Origin of the sequence: Burkholderia sp. Bp8963 (genome assembly GCF_003854275.1) — a bacterium.
In the GTDB taxonomy this organism is placed as follows: domain Bacteria; phylum Pseudomonadota; class Gammaproteobacteria; order Burkholderiales; family Burkholderiaceae; genus Burkholderia.
Genome location: NZ_QTQP01000003.1, coordinates 20,624 through 35,271 on the forward strand (window position 1 = coordinate 20,624; position 14,648 = coordinate 35,271).

Sequence of the window (14,648 nt, forward strand, 5' to 3'; positions counted from 1 at the left end):
ACTTTTCGGGGCGTGATGCGTCGGTAGGCCGGCAGGCCGCTGCCTACAGCAGCGCATTGACCGCAACGACACCGTTGGCAAGCGTATCACCACCGACGAGATTGATTGTGGCCGACTGACCAAGCGTTACGGGCCGGTCGGCAAGGAGCCAACGCGTGACCATGGAGCAAACACCCGACACATTTGCATGCGCTGATGACATCGGGGCAAGTCCGACAACGGTTGCTCCGCTCGTACTCACGCTAGAGGACTTGACAGGCCAGCTGACGGATACAGTGCCGGGGGGCCTGTCTCAGTGAAGGGGCCGGCATGAACGCCACAGGCCAACGCATCGTTGTCAACGATGGCGCCACGCGCGACACCGGCGACATTATCTGCATTGCTCTGGAGCGGCGGCCTTCACCGAGGTCTCAGAAGACCTTCGTGGAAGTTTCTGGATATACAAGTGGTGCCTAGGAGATGACTCGGTCACACGAGCGCGACCCCGGCTACGCTTGCGAGGCAGTCTTTCGAGTCCCCACGCAAAGCGCGCGGGCGCTTCGCTTCCCAGGCCGAAAATGAAAAAAGGCCGGCATAAAGCCGACCTTTTTAAAACAGATGGTGCCCAGGAGAGGACTCGAACCTCCACGATGTTGCCACCGCTAGGACCTGAACCTAGTGCGTCTACCAATTCCGCCACCTGGGCACGTTTCGCTTGTTGCTGCATCGCGAAAGAACGCAATTATAGCGTGTCCGGAACGCATGTCAACAGCTTTTTTGCGACCGACCGTCGCAAGCGAAAGCGCTCAGGCAGCCGACCCGCCAAAGCGATCGGCAAGCCGCGTTCGTCGCGCCGCCACATTTGCGGCGCGCGCCATCTCAATCCGACGTCGCACTGAACACGTCGCTGCCGAACGTCTGCAGCCCGCTCGCATTCGCGAAACCGAGATGCGGCACACCAAGCAGATCCTCGACACTGCGCAGCATCGCGTAGTGGTTGTACGGCGTGTTGCTGACCGTGCCGGGCTTGATCGCCGGCGACAGCAGCACCGCGCCGGTCCGGCCGCCGCCCGGGCCGAGAATGCCCGGCAACAGCGAATTCGGCCCCGGCGTCTCGCCACAGCACGCGGTGGTGTCGTTGGTGCCGGCCTCGTCGAACGTGATGACGATCAGGCCGTCCTGCTTGTAGGCCGGCGAATTCATGATCTTCGGGATCAACGTCTGCAGGAACTGGTTGACCGATGCGAGGCCGCCCACGCTGCCGTCCGCGCACGGGTTGTCGTGCCCGTCGTGGCAGAGATTCGGCGTGATGAACGCGTAGCTCGGCGTCGTCGACACACTCTGCAGGTCCGTGTCGAGCTGCGACAGGTTGACGACGTGGCTGCCGCAGCCCGCCGGATCGTCGATCACCGCGTGGAAGTACATGAACGGATCGTGGCGCACCGCATAGCTGTCCGCGGCCGTCGCCTTCTGAGTCGGGTCCTGCGCGTTCAGCGCCGGATGGGCGCAGACGGTGCCGCCGTCGCGTGCGGGATCGTTGCCCATGTCTTCCATGTAGCCCTTCCACACGAGGCCCGCGGCCTGCAGCTGGTTGCCGATCGTGAACACGTTGGGCGGCAGCACGCAACCGAGGCCAGCGACCTGCCCATTGCCGTCGAGCGCCGTACTGCCGAGCCAGTCCGTGTAAATCTGGCAGTCGGCCTGCGTCTGCGGATTCGGCGCCTGGCCGCTCACCATCGCAATGTAATTGTCGAGGCTGTTGTGGCCGATCCCGTAGTACTCGGTGAGCAGCGCGCCCTGCGCGGGCAGCGTGCGGGCGAGGTAGGGCGCGGCGGACGTCGGCCCGAAGGTCGTGTCGTAGCCCTCGTTCTCGAGCGCGATGACGAAGATGTGCTTCGGCAGTTTCGGCGCGTCCGAGCGGTCGCCGGCAAGCGCGCTGGCCGTGTTGGTCGCGTCCGGGCCGTTGCCGGAGCAGGCTGCGAGCAGCAGCGTGGCGAGCGCGAACAGTGCGCTCGCAATGATGTTGCGGAGATTCATGATGGGGTTCTCGATGCGTGTCGGGGGCGACTGGACGTTACGGTTTGGGGAAGCCGAGCGACGTAGCCAGCGTCGCGAGCTGGTCAATGCCGGGAATGCCGCTCGTGACGGCGCCCGTGCAGGCACCGCCGAACGGCCCGAGCGGCACGTCGAACAGCGGTCCGCTCGTGTCGAGCGGCGACGTGAAGTCGAGTGCGTACGCGAGGTTGTTCGTATCGCTCGCCGTGCTGCGCACACCGAGCGGGTCGAGCCCGAAGCGCCACATCAGGAACTGGTGGATCGAGCTCGGATCGAATGCGAGGCTGCTGACCGTACCGCGTTTCGCGCGCGGTCCGATCAGCACGAGCGGTACGCGAAAGCCGAGCAGGCCGTCGTTGCCGAGCTCGGATTCTGCGTACGAGATCGGCCGCTTGAACGGCGGCACGTGATCGAAGAAGCCGCCCCATTCGTCGTAGGTCACGATCAGCAGTGTGCGGCTCCATGCCGGGCTCGTGCGGACTGCGGTGTAGACCGTGTTGAGGAAGGCCTGGCCGTTGCGGATGTCGGACACCGGGTGGTCGTCGCCGGACAGGCCCTGCGATTCGCCGGCGAATCGCGGATCGATCATCGAGAACGCCGGTAGCGCGCCCGTGGCAGCTTCCGCGAGAAACGCCGCGAACGGCTGCGAATTGCCGAGGTTGCGCGCGCCGTACAGTGCGGTGAACGGCACGTCACTGTAGTAGTACGTCGACGGAATGCCCTTCGCGTTGAAGCGGTCGAAGATCGTCGGCAACTGGCAGGTCGTCGAATCGTTGACGAGGCGGTCCGTTTCGCCGGACATCAGATAGAGGCGGTTCGGGTAGGTTTCCGCGAGAATCCCGCAGTGGTAGCTGTCGCAGATCGTCCAGTTCTGCGCGCAGCCGGCGAAGAACGGCAGGTCGGCCGCCGTGTAGTAGCCGATCGGGAACAGGTCGCCTTGCGTCTTGCTGGTGTCAGGCGTCATCAGCCAACCGTCCATCTTGCCGCCGTCGAGCTGGATGCGTCCGCCGTCGTAGCTGTGGTCCGGATCGGCCTTGCTGCATGCCTGGTAGCCATAGCCGGGGGTCGTCGCGAGCGGAAACGTGCTTTGCGTCTGGCCGAACGCATCCTTGAACTGCAGCCCGGCCTGACGGCCGTTCGCGCCCGGCACCCAGCCGAGGTAATGGTCGAACGAGCGGTTTTCCATCACGACGAGCACGACGTGGTCGATGCCGGTCGCGGACGGTACTGGCAATGATGGCCGTGCGGCGCTTTGCGCGGCGAGGGCGCTTGCGGTGCCGGCGACGCCGCTGCTGTCGCTGGTTCCGCCGCATGCGCCGAGCGTGGCGGTGGCAGTGAGTGCGACGCCGCCTTGCAGCAGGCGTCGGCGATGTTGGCTGAATGGGCGGTTGAAGCGGGACACGTTTAATCTCCGGGCGGCCAGTGGGTCGATGAAAGCGGGGTTGGCGCGCGATCGGGCCGGAGTATCGGCAGCGTTTGTGACGGACGGATGTAGGGCATTCGTCGGTGGAATCGGCTGCCGTTTGCGCATTGTCGTGTACGTCCGGATGCGGTGTAAGGCTGGGCAGTGAAGTGGTGAGGGGATGCGTCGGGTTCGTAAGGGGCAGGGCTTCAGGTTGAAATTGATTTGGGGTGCAGATGAAAGCGAAATGTCGCGTTAGAGTGATTGACCGAATTTATTGCGGTCGAGGGTGCTTGACATCGGCAGGCGCGAAGGCAGCAGTGGGCGGCTGCTGCGTCGTGGGTTGCTGGCGGCGTGGTGCGGATGAGGTCGGGTTGGCCGCTGCGGAAAATCGACGGGGCGGCTAGTCGCCGGGAATGATGTGTTCGAAAGCGCGGAAGCGATGTCGAGCGCCGACCTGCTTCTTGCGATGCTGAGGAAGGTGGCCGGCACGCGACCGAGCCGTGACTGCAAGTGCAGCATTCCGAGGCCTCACGCAAACCGCGCGGGCGCTTCGCTTCCCAGGCCGAAAATGAAAAAAGGCCGGCATAAAGCCGACCTTTTCAAAACAGATGGTGCCCAGGAGAGGACTCGAACCTCCACGGTGTTGCCACCGCTAGGACCTGAACCTAGTGCGTCTACCAATTCCGCCACCTGGGCACGTTTCGCTTGTTGCTGCATCGCGAAAGAACGCAATTATAGCGCCCCATTTATTCGTGTCAACACTTTTTTGCGATGCATCGATCCGCGCCGGGCAGTCGGCGAACCTCGCGCGTCCTCGTCAATGTCGACACGGCCGGATGATAGAATGGCCGCCAACAATATGGACATGTCTATATCGGCATGCTTGTATTGATGCCGCGCACCATCAGCCAACGCAACGAGAACAACCATCGACAAGCCCTTGAGCAAATATCCGTACCCCATTCCGAGCCGCGAAGAGATTCTCGGCGTGCTGCGTACGAGCGACGCGCCTCTCGCCGCGAACGACATCGCCGAGGCTCTGTCGATCAAGCGCCAGGAGCGTGAGGGGTTCTTCCGGCGTGTCGCCGCGATGGAGCGCGACGGCCAGATCCGGCTCGACAAACGCGGCCATTACCAGCTGACCCATCCGTCCAACTTCGTCGCCGGGCGCGTGCAGGGCCATCGCGATGGCTATGGGTTCGTGATCCGCGATGACGGCCAGGACGACCTGTTCTTGCCGAACGGCGAAATGCAGAAGGTGATGCACAACGACCGCGTGCTCGCGCGGATCGTCGGCTACGATCGCCGCGGCCGGCCGGAAGGGCATGTCGTCGAAGTCACCGACCGCGCGAACAAGCGCGTGATCGGCCGCCTGCTGAACGAGAACGGCGCATTGATCGTCGCGCCCGAAGACAAGCGCATCGGCCACGACATCCTGATCACGCAGAACGCGAAGAAGGCAAAGGTCGGCCAGGTCGTCGTCGTCGAGCTGACCGATTTCCCGAGCCGCCATTCGCAGCCGCTCGGCCGCGTGGTCGAGGTGCTCGGCGACATCGACGATCCGGGCATGGAGATCGAGATCGCGGTGCGCAAGTACGGCGTGCCGCATGAATTCAGCCAGCCGGCGCTTGGCGATGCAGCCGCGTTGCCCGACAAGGTGCGACCGGCCGACCTGCGGTTCCGCGTCGACTTGCGCGACGTGCCGCTCGTCACGATCGACGGCGAGGACGCGCGCGACTTCGACGATGCGGTGTATTGCGAGCCAGTCAAGGTCGGCCGCGGCGACGGCTTCCGGCTGATCGTTGCGATCGCCGACGTTTCGCACTACGTGCAGCCGGGCAGCGGGCTCGACGGCGACGCGGTCGAGCGCAGCACGTCGGTCTACTTCCCGCGCCGCGTGATCCCGATGCTGCCGGAGAAACTGTCGAACGGGTTGTGCTCGCTGAATCCGCAGGTCGACCGTTGCGTGCTCGCGTGCGACATCGTGATCACCGCGCGTGGCGAAATCAAGGCCTACCAGTTCTACCCGGCCGTGATCCATTCGGCCGCGCGCCTCACGTACACGGAAGTCGCGGCGGTGCTCGCGAATACGAAGGGGCCGGAGGCCGCGCGGCGCGCCGAGCTGCTGCCGCACCTGCAGAACCTGTACGGCGTCTACAAGGCGCTATTCGCTGCGCGGCAGAAGCGCGGCGCGATCGACTTTGACACGACCGAGACGTACATCGTCTGCAACGCGCAGGGCAAGATCGAGCAGATCCTGCCGCGCCAGCGCAACGACGCGCACCGGCTGATCGAGGAATGCATGCTGGCCGCGAACGTCTGCGCGGCCGACTTCCTGAAGCGCAACAAGCACCCGGGCCTGTACCGCGTGCACGCGGGCCCGACCGCGGAAAAGCTCGAGAACCTGCGCACTTTCCTGCGCGGGATGGGCCTGACGCTCGGCGGCGGCGACACGCCGCACGCGAGCGACTACGCGGCGCTGATGGCGCACATCCGCGACCGGCCCGACGCGCAGATGCTGCAGCCGATGCTGCTGCGCTCGATGCAGCAGGCTGTCTACAGCCCGGACAACATCGGCCACTTCGGTCTCGCGTACGAGGCCTACGCGCACTTCACGAGCCCGATTCGCCGCTACCCGGACCTGCTCACGCACCGCGCGATCTACGCGATCCTGTCCGGCAAGAAGTACGTGCCGAAGGCGCCGGACGGCGTTGCGCTGAATACTGCGCTGTCGCCGCGCGCCCGCGCGATGCAACAGGCCGACGACGAAGCGCGCAACCGCTCGCGGTCGAACACCGCGATCTGGGAAGAGCTCGGGCTGCACTGCTCGGCGAACGAGCGGCGCGCGGACGAAGCGTCGCGCGACGTCGAGGCATGGCTCAAGTGCTACTTCATGCGCGACAAGCTCGGCGAGGAGTACGGCGGGATGGTCAACGGCGTCACGTCGTTCGGCATCTTCGTGCAGCTCGACACGCTGTTCATCGAAGGCCTCGTGCACGTTACGGAGCTCGGCTCGGACTACTTCCAGTACGACGAGATCAAGAATGAGCTGCGCGGCGAGCGCACCGGCATCCGCTACCGGCTGTCGGATCGTGTGCGCGTGCAGGTGAGTCGCGTCGATCTCGATGCGCGCAAGATCGATTTCCGGCTCGTGCGCGATACGCCGGTGAAGGCGCCGCGCCCGACGGCGGTGCAGGCCGCGCCGAGCGCCGAGCGCGGTGGTCCGCGCGTGCGCGCGCTGCCGCCGGCCGACGAGACGGTGGTGCGCCGCAAGAAGGCCGCCAGCGCGCCGAGCGCCGAGGTGAAGGAAGCACGTGCCGCGCGGGTCGCGGCCAAGAAGAAGGGCGCGCCGGCGAAGCCGGCCGCGAAGAAGGCGCGCGCCCGCAAGAAGTACTGAGCATCGGGGGCGGCGTGAATGCGCTGTGCCCCGTCGTATCGAGAGACGCCGCGTTGCCGGTCATCGGCCAGGAACGCGGCGCTTTCCGTTTCCATGGTTGGCGGCCGCCTGTCCAGCGCGGTCGCCCGTTTGATCGAAGGTTGTTCCAGTCATGTCACGTCTGAAGGTTCTTTACGGTTTTCATGCGGTGACCGCACGCTTGCGGCACGATGCGTCGACGGTTGCGGAGGTGCTGTACGACCAGACGCGCCGCGACCGCCGCATGCAGGATTTCCTGCACGCCGCGAAGGAAGCGGGCGTGCGGCTGATCGCGGCCGACGAGACGCGTCTCTGGGGGCTTGCGCACACCGAGCGCCACCAGGGCGTCGTCGCGCGCGTCGAGGACATTCCGCTCGCACAGAACCTGTCCGAGCTGCTCGACGGGATCCAGGGCCCGGCGCTGCTGCTGGTGCTCGACGGCGTCACCGATCCGCACAACCTCGGCGCGTGCCTGCGCGTGGCCGATGCGGCCGGCGCGCATGCGGTGATCGCACCGCGCGACCGCGCGGTGGGCCTGAATGCGACGGCGGCGAAGGTCGCGAGCGGCGCGGCCGACACGGTGCCGTACATCACGGTCACGAACCTCGCGCGCGCACTGCGCGAGCTGAAGGAGGCGGGCGTGTGGATCATCGGCACGTCGGACGAAGCGTCGGCGACGCTCTACGACACGAAGCTCGACGGTCCGGTGGCGCTCGTGATGGGCGCGGAAGGCGAGGGCATGCGCCGGCTCACGCGCGATACCTGCGACGAAGTGATGAGCATTCCGATGGCCGGCAGCGTCGAAAGCCTGAACGTGTCGGTCGCGTCCGGCGTGTGCCTGTATGAAGCGGTGCGGCAGCGGCGCGTGAAGGCGTGACGCACTGATACCTTCGCGTCGGCCGCCGGTCGACGCGACGGAACGCGAGCCAGAACGTGATCCGGAAGCGGGCGGCATCGGCAACGATGCCGCCCTTTGTCTTGGTCGTCCGGATTGACTGGCTGATTGAGCAGCGCGTTGAACAGCGTATTGACGCCCGGGAAGAAATTTACGCGATGAAGCGACAGCGTCTTCACGAATCCGGCCACGTCGCGCGGGTTCGGAATCAGCAGGTTCATCGCGCCCCAACGCGCGCCCATCAGCATGCACGCGTTGAGCGCGAGGATGTGATAAAGGGGCAGCGCGCAGACGGTCACGAGCGCATCGATCGGCGGATCCTGGCGCAACGCCGGCTGGCTCCATGCGTCGTTCTGCAGAATGTTTGCAATCACGTTGCGATGCGTGAGCATCGCGCCTTTCGAGATGCCTGTCGTGCCGCCCGTGTATTGCAGGAATGCGATGTCGTGGTGATCGAGTGTGGCGGGACGAAACGCGTGCTTCGTGCCGTCGCGAAGGGCCGCGCGGAACGGCGTCGCGCCCGGCAGCCGGTAGGCCGGCACGAGCTTCTTCACGCGGCGTGCGACGAAATTGACGACCGTGCCCCGGATCGCGCCGAGCAGGTCGCCGAGCGACGCGACGACGACATGCTTTACCGAGGTTCGTTCGATCACCTGCTGCAGCGTCGTCGCGAAGTTCTCGAGCACGACGATCGCTTCGGCGCCCGAATCATGCAATTGGCCATTATGGTTCTCTCGGTGGCGCGGCTCTCACGCGCATCATTTCATGGGTCTTCTCGTCGGCGCCCGGCCCGGAGATCGTGTCGATGTCGGCCGGCTGCAGCGCTTCGTCGTCGGCCGAGCGGATGCTCACGCCGGCAATCGGGCGCCGCGTCGCGCGCTCGACGAGACGCAACCGCGGGCCGTCAGGATGGGCGGCCCATTTCTCGCCCCACTCGATCATCGCCGCGAGGATCGGATAGAGCGCGTGGCCTTTGTCCGTCAGGCGGTACTCGAACGAACGGCCGTCGTCCGGTGCGACGCGGCGCTCGAACACGCCGCTCGCCGTCAGCTTGTCGAGGCGCTGCGCCAGCACGTTGGTGCTGATGCCGAGATGATGCTGGAATTCGTGAAAGCGCGTCATCCCGCAGAACGCGTTGCGCAGGATCAGGAACGTCCACCATTCGCCAACCTGGTCCAGCGTCTGCGCAATCGGGCAGTTGATGTCGGAAAACGAACGTTTGCTCATGTCGGATTGCTTCCACGCCCGGCAACGGGGGCCGATTGTCGCGGGATGACTTGCTTTACACAAGGATTTTGCGGGCCGGGCGCCGGCTAGGCCACGGAGGGCAGCGGTGCATGTCGACGCAACTCGGCCTGCAGCACGGCCGCGTGCGCGGCGGACTGGCTAGAATGGCGGGGCGGTACCGTCGCACAACCCGTCCGGATATCGATCGATGAGCCTGTTCTATCGCGGCGCGCTATGCGCCGGCCTGTGCCTGCTGGCCGCGTGCACGTCCCCGTCGCTCGTCGGGCGCGGCGCCTACTATGCCGACACGAGCCACCGTGCACCGGGCGCCGACTCGCGGATCCGCTTTCTCGTGATGCACTACACCGAAAGCGGCGAAGCGCAATCGCTGCGCACGCTGACGGGCGACGCAGTCAGCGCGCATTACCTCGTGCCGGCGCAGCCGCCGATCGAGTGGGGCAAGCCGATCGTCTATCAGCTCTTGCCGGAAGCGCAGCGCGCGTGGCATGCGGGCGTCAGTTCGTGGCAGGGCGCAACGGAGCTGAATGCGGCGTCGATCGGCATCGAGAACGTCAATGGCGGCCCGATCGACACGCCGCAAGGCCGTACCTGGCAGCCTTATCCGCCGGGGCAGGTCGATGCGCTGATCCGCCTGTCGAAGGATATCGTCGAGCGTTACCAGATCCCGCCGACGCGCGTCGTCGGGCACAGCGACATCGCACCGCAACGCAAGATCGATCCGGGGCCGCTGTTCCCGTGGCGTGCGCTCGCGCAGGCCGGCGTCGGCGCGTGGCCCGACGACGCGACGGTCGCCGCGCGCCTCGCCGGACGCGATCCGCACGCGAGCGCCGACGTGCGCGCGCTGCAGCTCAAGCTCGCGCGCTACGGCTACGACGTGCCGACGGACGGCACGCTCGACGCGCGCACGCGCCGTGTGTTCGCGGCCTTCCAGATGCACTTCCGGCCGTCCGACTGCGCGGGCAATCCAGACGCGGAAACCGACGCGATCGCGCAGGCACTGCTGGACAAGTACTTCCCCGGACAGGCGCCGGCGGCCGACGGGGCGCCCGGCGGCGCGCCGTGAGCACATCGCGGCCGCGACCTATCCCGGAAACGCGCTGATCGTCGCCCGACTCCGGTAAACTGTCGGTTTTCCGCAATCGCACAGCATCACCCTCTCATGACTCAAGACGAACTCAAACGCCTCGTCGGCCAGGCGGCGGCCGACTACGTGATCCAGAACGTGCCGGAAGGCGCGGTGATTGGCGTCGGCACCGGCTCGACCGCCAACTGCTTCATCGACGCGCTCGCCGCCGTCAAGTCGCGCTATCGCGGCGCGGTGTCCAGCTCGATCGCGACGACCGAGCGCCTGAAGTCGCACGGCATCACGGTCTTCGACCTGAACGACGTCGAGTCGCTGCAGGTATACGTCGACGGCGCCGACGAAATCGACGCGAGCGGCGCGATGATCAAGGGCGGTGGCGGCGCGCTGACGCGCGAGAAGATCGTCGCGTCGGTGGCCGACACGTTCGTCTGCATCGCGGACGCGAGCAAGCGCGTGCCGGTGCTCGGCGCATTCCCGTTGCCGATCGAAGTGGTGCCGATGGCGCGCACCGCGATCGGCCGCCGCGTGACGGCGGCGGGTGGCGTGCCGGTGCTGCGCGTGACGAAGGATGGCGCGCCGTACATCACCGACAACGGCAACGAGATCATCGACGTGAAGGGGCTGCAGATCGCCGATCCGCGTGGCTTCGAGGCGCAGGTGAACGCATGGCCGGGCGTCGTGACGGTCGGCCTGTTCGCGCAGCGTGGTGCGAACCTGTGCCTGCTCGGCACGGAGAGCGGCGTCGAGACGATCGTTTATCCCGCCCGCTGAAAGAATTGAAAAGCAGTGCTGCGTAATGCACGGTGGCGCGGCGGCACTGCTGCACTGCGTGTCCGAATCTCATGGATCTCGGCCCGGCAAGCGCAAAGCGCTTGCCGGGCTTTTTTTGAAGCGTCATGAATCCCCTGTACAAGAAGAGGGATAACCCTGTCAGGTGTTTACCAGATAGCGGAATGGGCCCGAAACTCATCAACTTATAGATCATAAGAACAGTCGTAACCAGGGCCGGCGGAACTGCGGAGCAGGTATTCGCAAATAGACGCACGGGGAGGTGTCATGGAGCAGGGCAAAGACCGGTCACTGGTCGCGAAAGTGATGGATGGACTCGTCGCAGGCATCGTCGAGGACAAGTACGGTGGCATCCTGCCGCCGCAGGATGTGCTGTCGAAGGAGTTCGACGTGAGCCGCACGGTGATGCGCGAAGCATTGTCGATGTTGCTCGCGCGCGACATGCTCGACGTCCGTCCGAAAGTCGGCACGCGTGTCCGGCCGATGCGCGACTGGCGCATGATCGACGAGGACGTCGTGAGCTGGCGGTTCCGGGCGAAACCCGACCCGCAGTTCATGCGCGACGTGATCGAATTCCGGATGCTGATCGAGCCGCGCGCGACCGCGCAGGCGGCGTTGCGCGCGAGCGCGGCGGACGTGGCGGGCATCCGCGAAGCGTTCGAGGCATTCAAGGGGCTACAGCCGGGCGATACGGGCTACGATGCGGCCGACGAGCTGCTGCATACACGGATCGTGCATGCGAGCGGCAATCAGTTCTTCCAGCAGATGGCGGCGATCGTGCGCGGCGCGGTGCGGCTCGTGAACCCGCGCGTCGTGCAGAAGGAAGGCGCGCACGAGGTCGCGGTCAAGGCGCATGCGCGCGTCGTCGAGGCGATCGAACGCCGCGATCCGCGCGAGGCCGAGGCCGCCTCGCTCGCGCTGATCAACTACAGCTCCGACGAGATCTCCCGGGATTTCTCCGTCGACGTGCCGATGCGTGCCTGATCGCGCCTGATCGCGCGCGGTCCGCTCGTCCGCTCGTCCGGTCGCCGGCTTGCCGTTTATCATGACGGCCGGCCGGCAAGGTGCCGGCCATCGTCACCACACCGACACGGATGATCCGGATGAACGACCTCGAAACACGGCCGGTGCGCTTCGGCATCGTCGGCGCGGGCAGCATTGCGCGCCGCTTCGCGCAGAGTCTCGCGCATGTGCCCGGCGCCGCGCTCGCGGGCGTCTGGGCGCGCCGCGCGGACGCTGCGGCGGCGTTCTGCGCCGACCACGGCGGCACGCCGTTCGCCGCGCTCGACGCGCTGCTCGCGAGCGACATCGACGCGATCTACATCGCGACGCTTCATGACAGTCACGCGACATTCACGCTGGCGGCGCTTGCGGCCGGCAAGGCCGTGCTGTGCGAAAAGCCCGCGACGCTCAATGCCGCGCAGCTCGAGACCGTGCTGCGTGCCGCGCGCGACGCCGGCCGGCTGTTCATGGAGGCCATGAAGCCGCCGTTCTATCCGCTGTACCGGAAGTTGCGCGCACACCTGCGCGACGATCCGATTGGCGAGATCCGGCTCGTGCGTGCCGGCTGCGCGTCGTCGGGCGTGCCCGCCGACCATCCGGTGTACCGCCTCGAACAGGCGGGCGGCGCGCTGCTCGACATCGGCATCTACGAGACGTTTCTCGCAGTCGACTGGCTCGGCGCGCCGCTCGACGTGCAGACGCTCGGCCGCGTCGGCGCGACGGGCGTCGACGTGTTTTCGAGCCTGAACAGCCGCCACGCGGACGGCGGCATCGCGCAGCTTTTCTGCGGGCTCGACGTGATGGGGCGGGGCGACGCGCTGCTCGCCGCGGCGGGCGGGCACGTGACGATACACGAGAAGTGGTGGAACCCCGCGCGCGCGACGATCTGCTATGCGGACGGGCGCGTGGTCGAACTCGACGAGCCGTTCGACGGCGGCGGCCTCAACTACGAGACCGCGCATTTCTGCGAGCTGCTGCGCGCGGGAGAGGTCGAAAGCCCGGTGATGACGCACGATCATTCGCGGCGGATGATCGCGATGACGGATGCGGCGCGTGCAGCGCTCGGCGTGCGGTATCCGGGGGAATGAAGCGGGCCGGCCGAGTACCGGGCTGCGCGCCGCAACCCGGCACCTGAAACGTCAGTGCCGCGCCGGCAGCGACAGCCGTTTCTCGTACCAGCGCTGTACCCATTCGAGAACCTGGCACAGCACCCAGTACACGGCCGCCGCGGCGAGATACAACGGCAGCGGCTGGTAGGTCGACGCGATCATTTCCTGCGCGCTGCGCAACAGCTCGGTCACGGTGATCACCGACACGAGCGACGTGTCCTTGATCAGGCTGATCAGGCTGTTCGACAGGCTCGGCACCGCGATGCGCAGCGCCTGCGGGCCGATCACGTAGCGCAGCGTTTGCCCCCACGACAACCCGAGGCTGTACGACGCAAGCCACTGGCCGCGGTGGATGCCGTTGATTGCGCCGCGCATGCTTTCGGACATGTAAGCCGCGACGTTCGCGGACAGCGCGATGACGCCCGCAGGCGTCGGGTCGAGCGAAATGCCGAGGCTAGGCAGGCCGTAATAGATGACGAAGATCTGGACGAGCAGCGGCGTGCCGCGCATGATGCTGACGTAGGCGCGCGCGAGCGCCGCGAATGCGTTCACGACGAAGCGCTCGAAGCCTTCGAGCCCGTCGTTCTGCCGGATCCCCATCATGGCCAGCATGACGGCGCCGACGAGGCCGAACACCATCGACAGGACAGCGAACTTGACGGTCAGCACGGCGCCCTGGGCGAGCACCGGCAATGATTGGACGAGCAGGGAAGTGGTCGACATGAAGTGCGAATCGGATGCGTGCGCGAAAGCGCAATCATAAACCGGACGAATAAAACAAAGGGCGGCATCGTTACGGATGCCGCCCTTTCCGGCCCGCGCTCGGCGGGCGATGCTGGCGTGCTTACTTGAGCGGTTTCGTCACGTCGATGCCGAACCACCTGTCCGAGATCTTCGTGAAGGTGCCGTCGGCCTCGAGTTGCGTCATCGCGTCGTCGATCGCCTTCTGGAACTTCGGATTGCCCTTCTTGAACGGAATGCCCGACGGGTTCGCCGAGCCGACGTTCGCGCCCGGGCGCAGCGGCAGCTGCGAATTCTTCGTCAGGTACGCGAGCATCAGGCGATCGTTGAGCGCCGCGTCGAGACGGCCGGCCGCGAGATCGCGCAGGTATTCGGGCGCGCCCGGATAGGTCTTCACGTCGATGCCCGGCACCGACTTCGCCATGTCCATGTAGTTCGTGCCGAGCGCGACGCCGAGCTTCTTGCCCTTCAGATCCTCGAGCGACTTGAACTCGCGCGTGTCGTCCTTGCGCTGGATCAGTTGCGCGGACGAGTACGTGTACGCCGGCGAGAAGTCGAGCGTTTCCTTGCGCTTGTCGGTAATGCCGACCTGGTTCACGATCACGTCGAACTTGCTTGCCTGCAGGCCGGCGATGATGCCGCTCCATTCGGTCGTGACGAATTCGGGTTTCACGCCAAGCTTGGCCGCGATGGCTTTCGCGATATCGACGTCGAAGCCGACCAGGTCACCCTGCGGGTTCTTCGAATTGAACGGCGGGAACGTGCCCTCGAGGCCGATTCGCAGCGTGCCGCGTTGCTTCACCTGGTCGAGGAGGTCGGCCGCGTGCGCGGTTGCCGCGGCAAACGATGCGCCGATCACCCCGGCGACCAGCAGTTTCTTCAGCAGCGTAGTTTTCATTGTGTATTTCCTTGCCCGGTTCGGGCGA

The 14,648-nt window shown here is 66.1% G+C and carries 11 protein-coding genes, 2 tRNA genes and 1 pseudogene; 6 read left to right on the forward strand and 8 right to left on the reverse strand.

Annotated elements, in window-relative coordinates:
- Positions 1-598: 598 nt before the first annotated feature.
- The 4 genes from DID96_RS03410 to DID96_RS03425 all read right to left on the reverse strand — a co-directional run bounded on the left by DID96_RS03410 (position 599) and on the right by DID96_RS03425 (position 4,135).
- Positions 599-685: transfer RNA gene (locus tag DID96_RS03410), tRNA-Leu, on the reverse strand.
- Positions 686-858: 173 nt separating this feature from the next.
- Complete coding sequence (locus DID96_RS03415; RefSeq protein WP_124597858.1) at positions 859-2,016, reverse strand: alkaline phosphatase family protein; 1,158 nt, start codon at positions 2,014-2,016, stop codon at positions 859-861.
- Positions 2,017-2,053: 37 nt separating this feature from the next.
- Positions 2,054-3,436 carry an alkaline phosphatase family protein gene (locus DID96_RS03420; RefSeq protein WP_260463792.1) on the reverse strand — a complete coding sequence of 461 codons (1,383 nt, stop codon included), beginning with the start codon at positions 3,434-3,436 and terminating at the stop codon, positions 2,054-2,056.
- 612 nt (positions 3,437-4,048) lie between these two features.
- Positions 4,049-4,135, reverse strand: a tRNA-Leu gene (locus tag DID96_RS03425).
- A 244-nt stretch (positions 4,136-4,379) separates the two neighbouring features.
- On the opposite strand from DID96_RS03425, the gene rnr reads away from it, so the two are divergent.
- Together rnr and rlmB are read left to right on the forward strand one after the other, a co-directional pair.
- Complete coding sequence (rnr, locus tag DID96_RS03430) at positions 4,380-6,836, forward strand: ribonuclease R (protein WP_124597860.1); 2,457 nt, start codon at positions 4,380-4,382, stop codon at positions 6,834-6,836.
- Positions 6,837-6,987: 151 nt separating this feature from the next.
- The gene (rlmB, locus tag DID96_RS03435; protein ID WP_010098287.1) at positions 6,988-7,731 is read left to right on the forward strand and encodes a 23S rRNA (guanosine(2251)-2'-O)-methyltransferase RlmB; all 744 of its coding nucleotides are present in this window, start codon (positions 6,988-6,990) and stop codon (positions 7,729-7,731) included.
- Positions 7,732-7,835: 104 nt separating this feature from the next.
- On the opposite strand, the pseudogene DID96_RS03440 reads toward rlmB, so the two are convergent.
- Both DID96_RS03440 and DID96_RS03445 read right to left on the reverse strand, forming a co-directional pair.
- Positions 7,836-8,468: pseudogene (locus tag DID96_RS03440) on the reverse strand (AMP-binding protein); the annotation flags it as partial.
- A 4-nt stretch (positions 8,469-8,472) separates the two neighbouring features.
- The gene (locus tag DID96_RS03445; RefSeq protein WP_124597861.1) at positions 8,473-8,976 is read right to left on the reverse strand and encodes a helix-turn-helix domain-containing protein; all 504 of its coding nucleotides are present in this window, start codon (positions 8,974-8,976) and stop codon (positions 8,473-8,475) included.
- Positions 8,977-9,184: 208 nt separating this feature from the next.
- On the opposite strand from DID96_RS03445, the gene DID96_RS03450 reads away from it, so the two are divergent.
- From DID96_RS03450 to DID96_RS03465, 4 genes are all read left to right on the forward strand, one after another.
- A complete protein-coding gene (locus DID96_RS03450; RefSeq protein WP_124597862.1) occupies positions 9,185-10,060 on the forward strand; it encodes an N-acetylmuramoyl-L-alanine amidase in 876 nt (291 codons plus the stop codon).
- A 96-nt stretch (positions 10,061-10,156) separates the two neighbouring features.
- Positions 10,157-10,852 carry a ribose-5-phosphate isomerase RpiA gene (rpiA, locus tag DID96_RS03455; protein ID WP_124597863.1) on the forward strand — a complete coding sequence of 232 codons (696 nt, stop codon included), beginning with the start codon at positions 10,157-10,159 and terminating at the stop codon, positions 10,850-10,852.
- Between the two features lie 285 nt (positions 10,853-11,137).
- A complete protein-coding gene (locus tag DID96_RS03460) occupies positions 11,138-11,854 on the forward strand; it encodes a FadR/GntR family transcriptional regulator (RefSeq protein ID WP_124597864.1) in 717 nt (238 codons plus the stop codon).
- A gap of 119 nt (positions 11,855-11,973) precedes the next feature.
- Positions 11,974-12,960 (forward strand): Gfo/Idh/MocA family protein, encoded by a 987-nt coding sequence (locus DID96_RS03465; protein ID WP_124597865.1) that lies wholly within the window; start codon positions 11,974-11,976, stop codon positions 12,958-12,960.
- Positions 12,961-13,011: 51 nt separating this feature from the next.
- Here DID96_RS03465 and DID96_RS03470 read toward each other — a convergent pair whose 3' ends face one another.
- Complete coding sequence (locus tag DID96_RS03470) at positions 13,012-13,704, reverse strand: amino acid ABC transporter permease (RefSeq protein WP_124597866.1); 693 nt, start codon at positions 13,702-13,704, stop codon at positions 13,012-13,014.
- 121 nt (positions 13,705-13,825) lie between these two features.
- A complete protein-coding gene (locus tag DID96_RS03475; RefSeq protein ID WP_124597867.1) occupies positions 13,826-14,620 on the reverse strand; it encodes a cystine ABC transporter substrate-binding protein in 795 nt (264 codons plus the stop codon).
- Between the last annotated feature and the right edge of the window lie 28 nt (positions 14,621-14,648).

Excerpts from the sequence above, each read along its gene's own strand:
- rlmB (WP_010098287.1), top strand. The coding sequence starts at position 6,988 with ATGTCACGTCTGAAGGTTCTTTACGGTTTTCATGCGGTGACCGCACGC.
- DID96_RS03460 (WP_124597864.1), top strand. The coding sequence starts at position 11,138 with ATGGAGCAGGGCAAAGACCGGTCACTGGTCGCGAAAGTGATGGATGGA.
- rpiA (WP_124597863.1), top strand. The coding sequence starts at position 10,157 with ATGACTCAAGACGAACTCAAACGCCTCGTCGGCCAGGCGGCGGCCGAC.
- DID96_RS03465 (WP_124597865.1), top strand. The coding sequence starts at position 11,974 with ATGAACGACCTCGAAACACGGCCGGTGCGCTTCGGCATCGTCGGCGCG.
- DID96_RS03415 (WP_124597858.1), bottom strand. The coding sequence starts at position 2,016 with ATGAATCTCCGCAACATCATTGCGAGCGCACTGTTCGCGCTCGCCACG.
- DID96_RS03445 (WP_124597861.1), bottom strand. The coding sequence starts at position 8,976 with ATGAGCAAACGTTCGTTTTCCGACATCAACTGCCCGATTGCGCAGACG.
- DID96_RS03475 (WP_124597867.1), bottom strand. The coding sequence starts at position 14,620 with ATGAAAACTACGCTGCTGAAGAAACTGCTGGTCGCCGGGGTGATCGGC.
- DID96_RS03450 (WP_124597862.1), top strand. The coding sequence starts at position 9,185 with ATGAGCCTGTTCTATCGCGGCGCGCTATGCGCCGGCCTGTGCCTGCTG.
- DID96_RS03470 (WP_124597866.1), bottom strand. The coding sequence starts at position 13,704 with ATGTCGACCACTTCCCTGCTCGTCCAATCATTGCCGGTGCTCGCCCAG.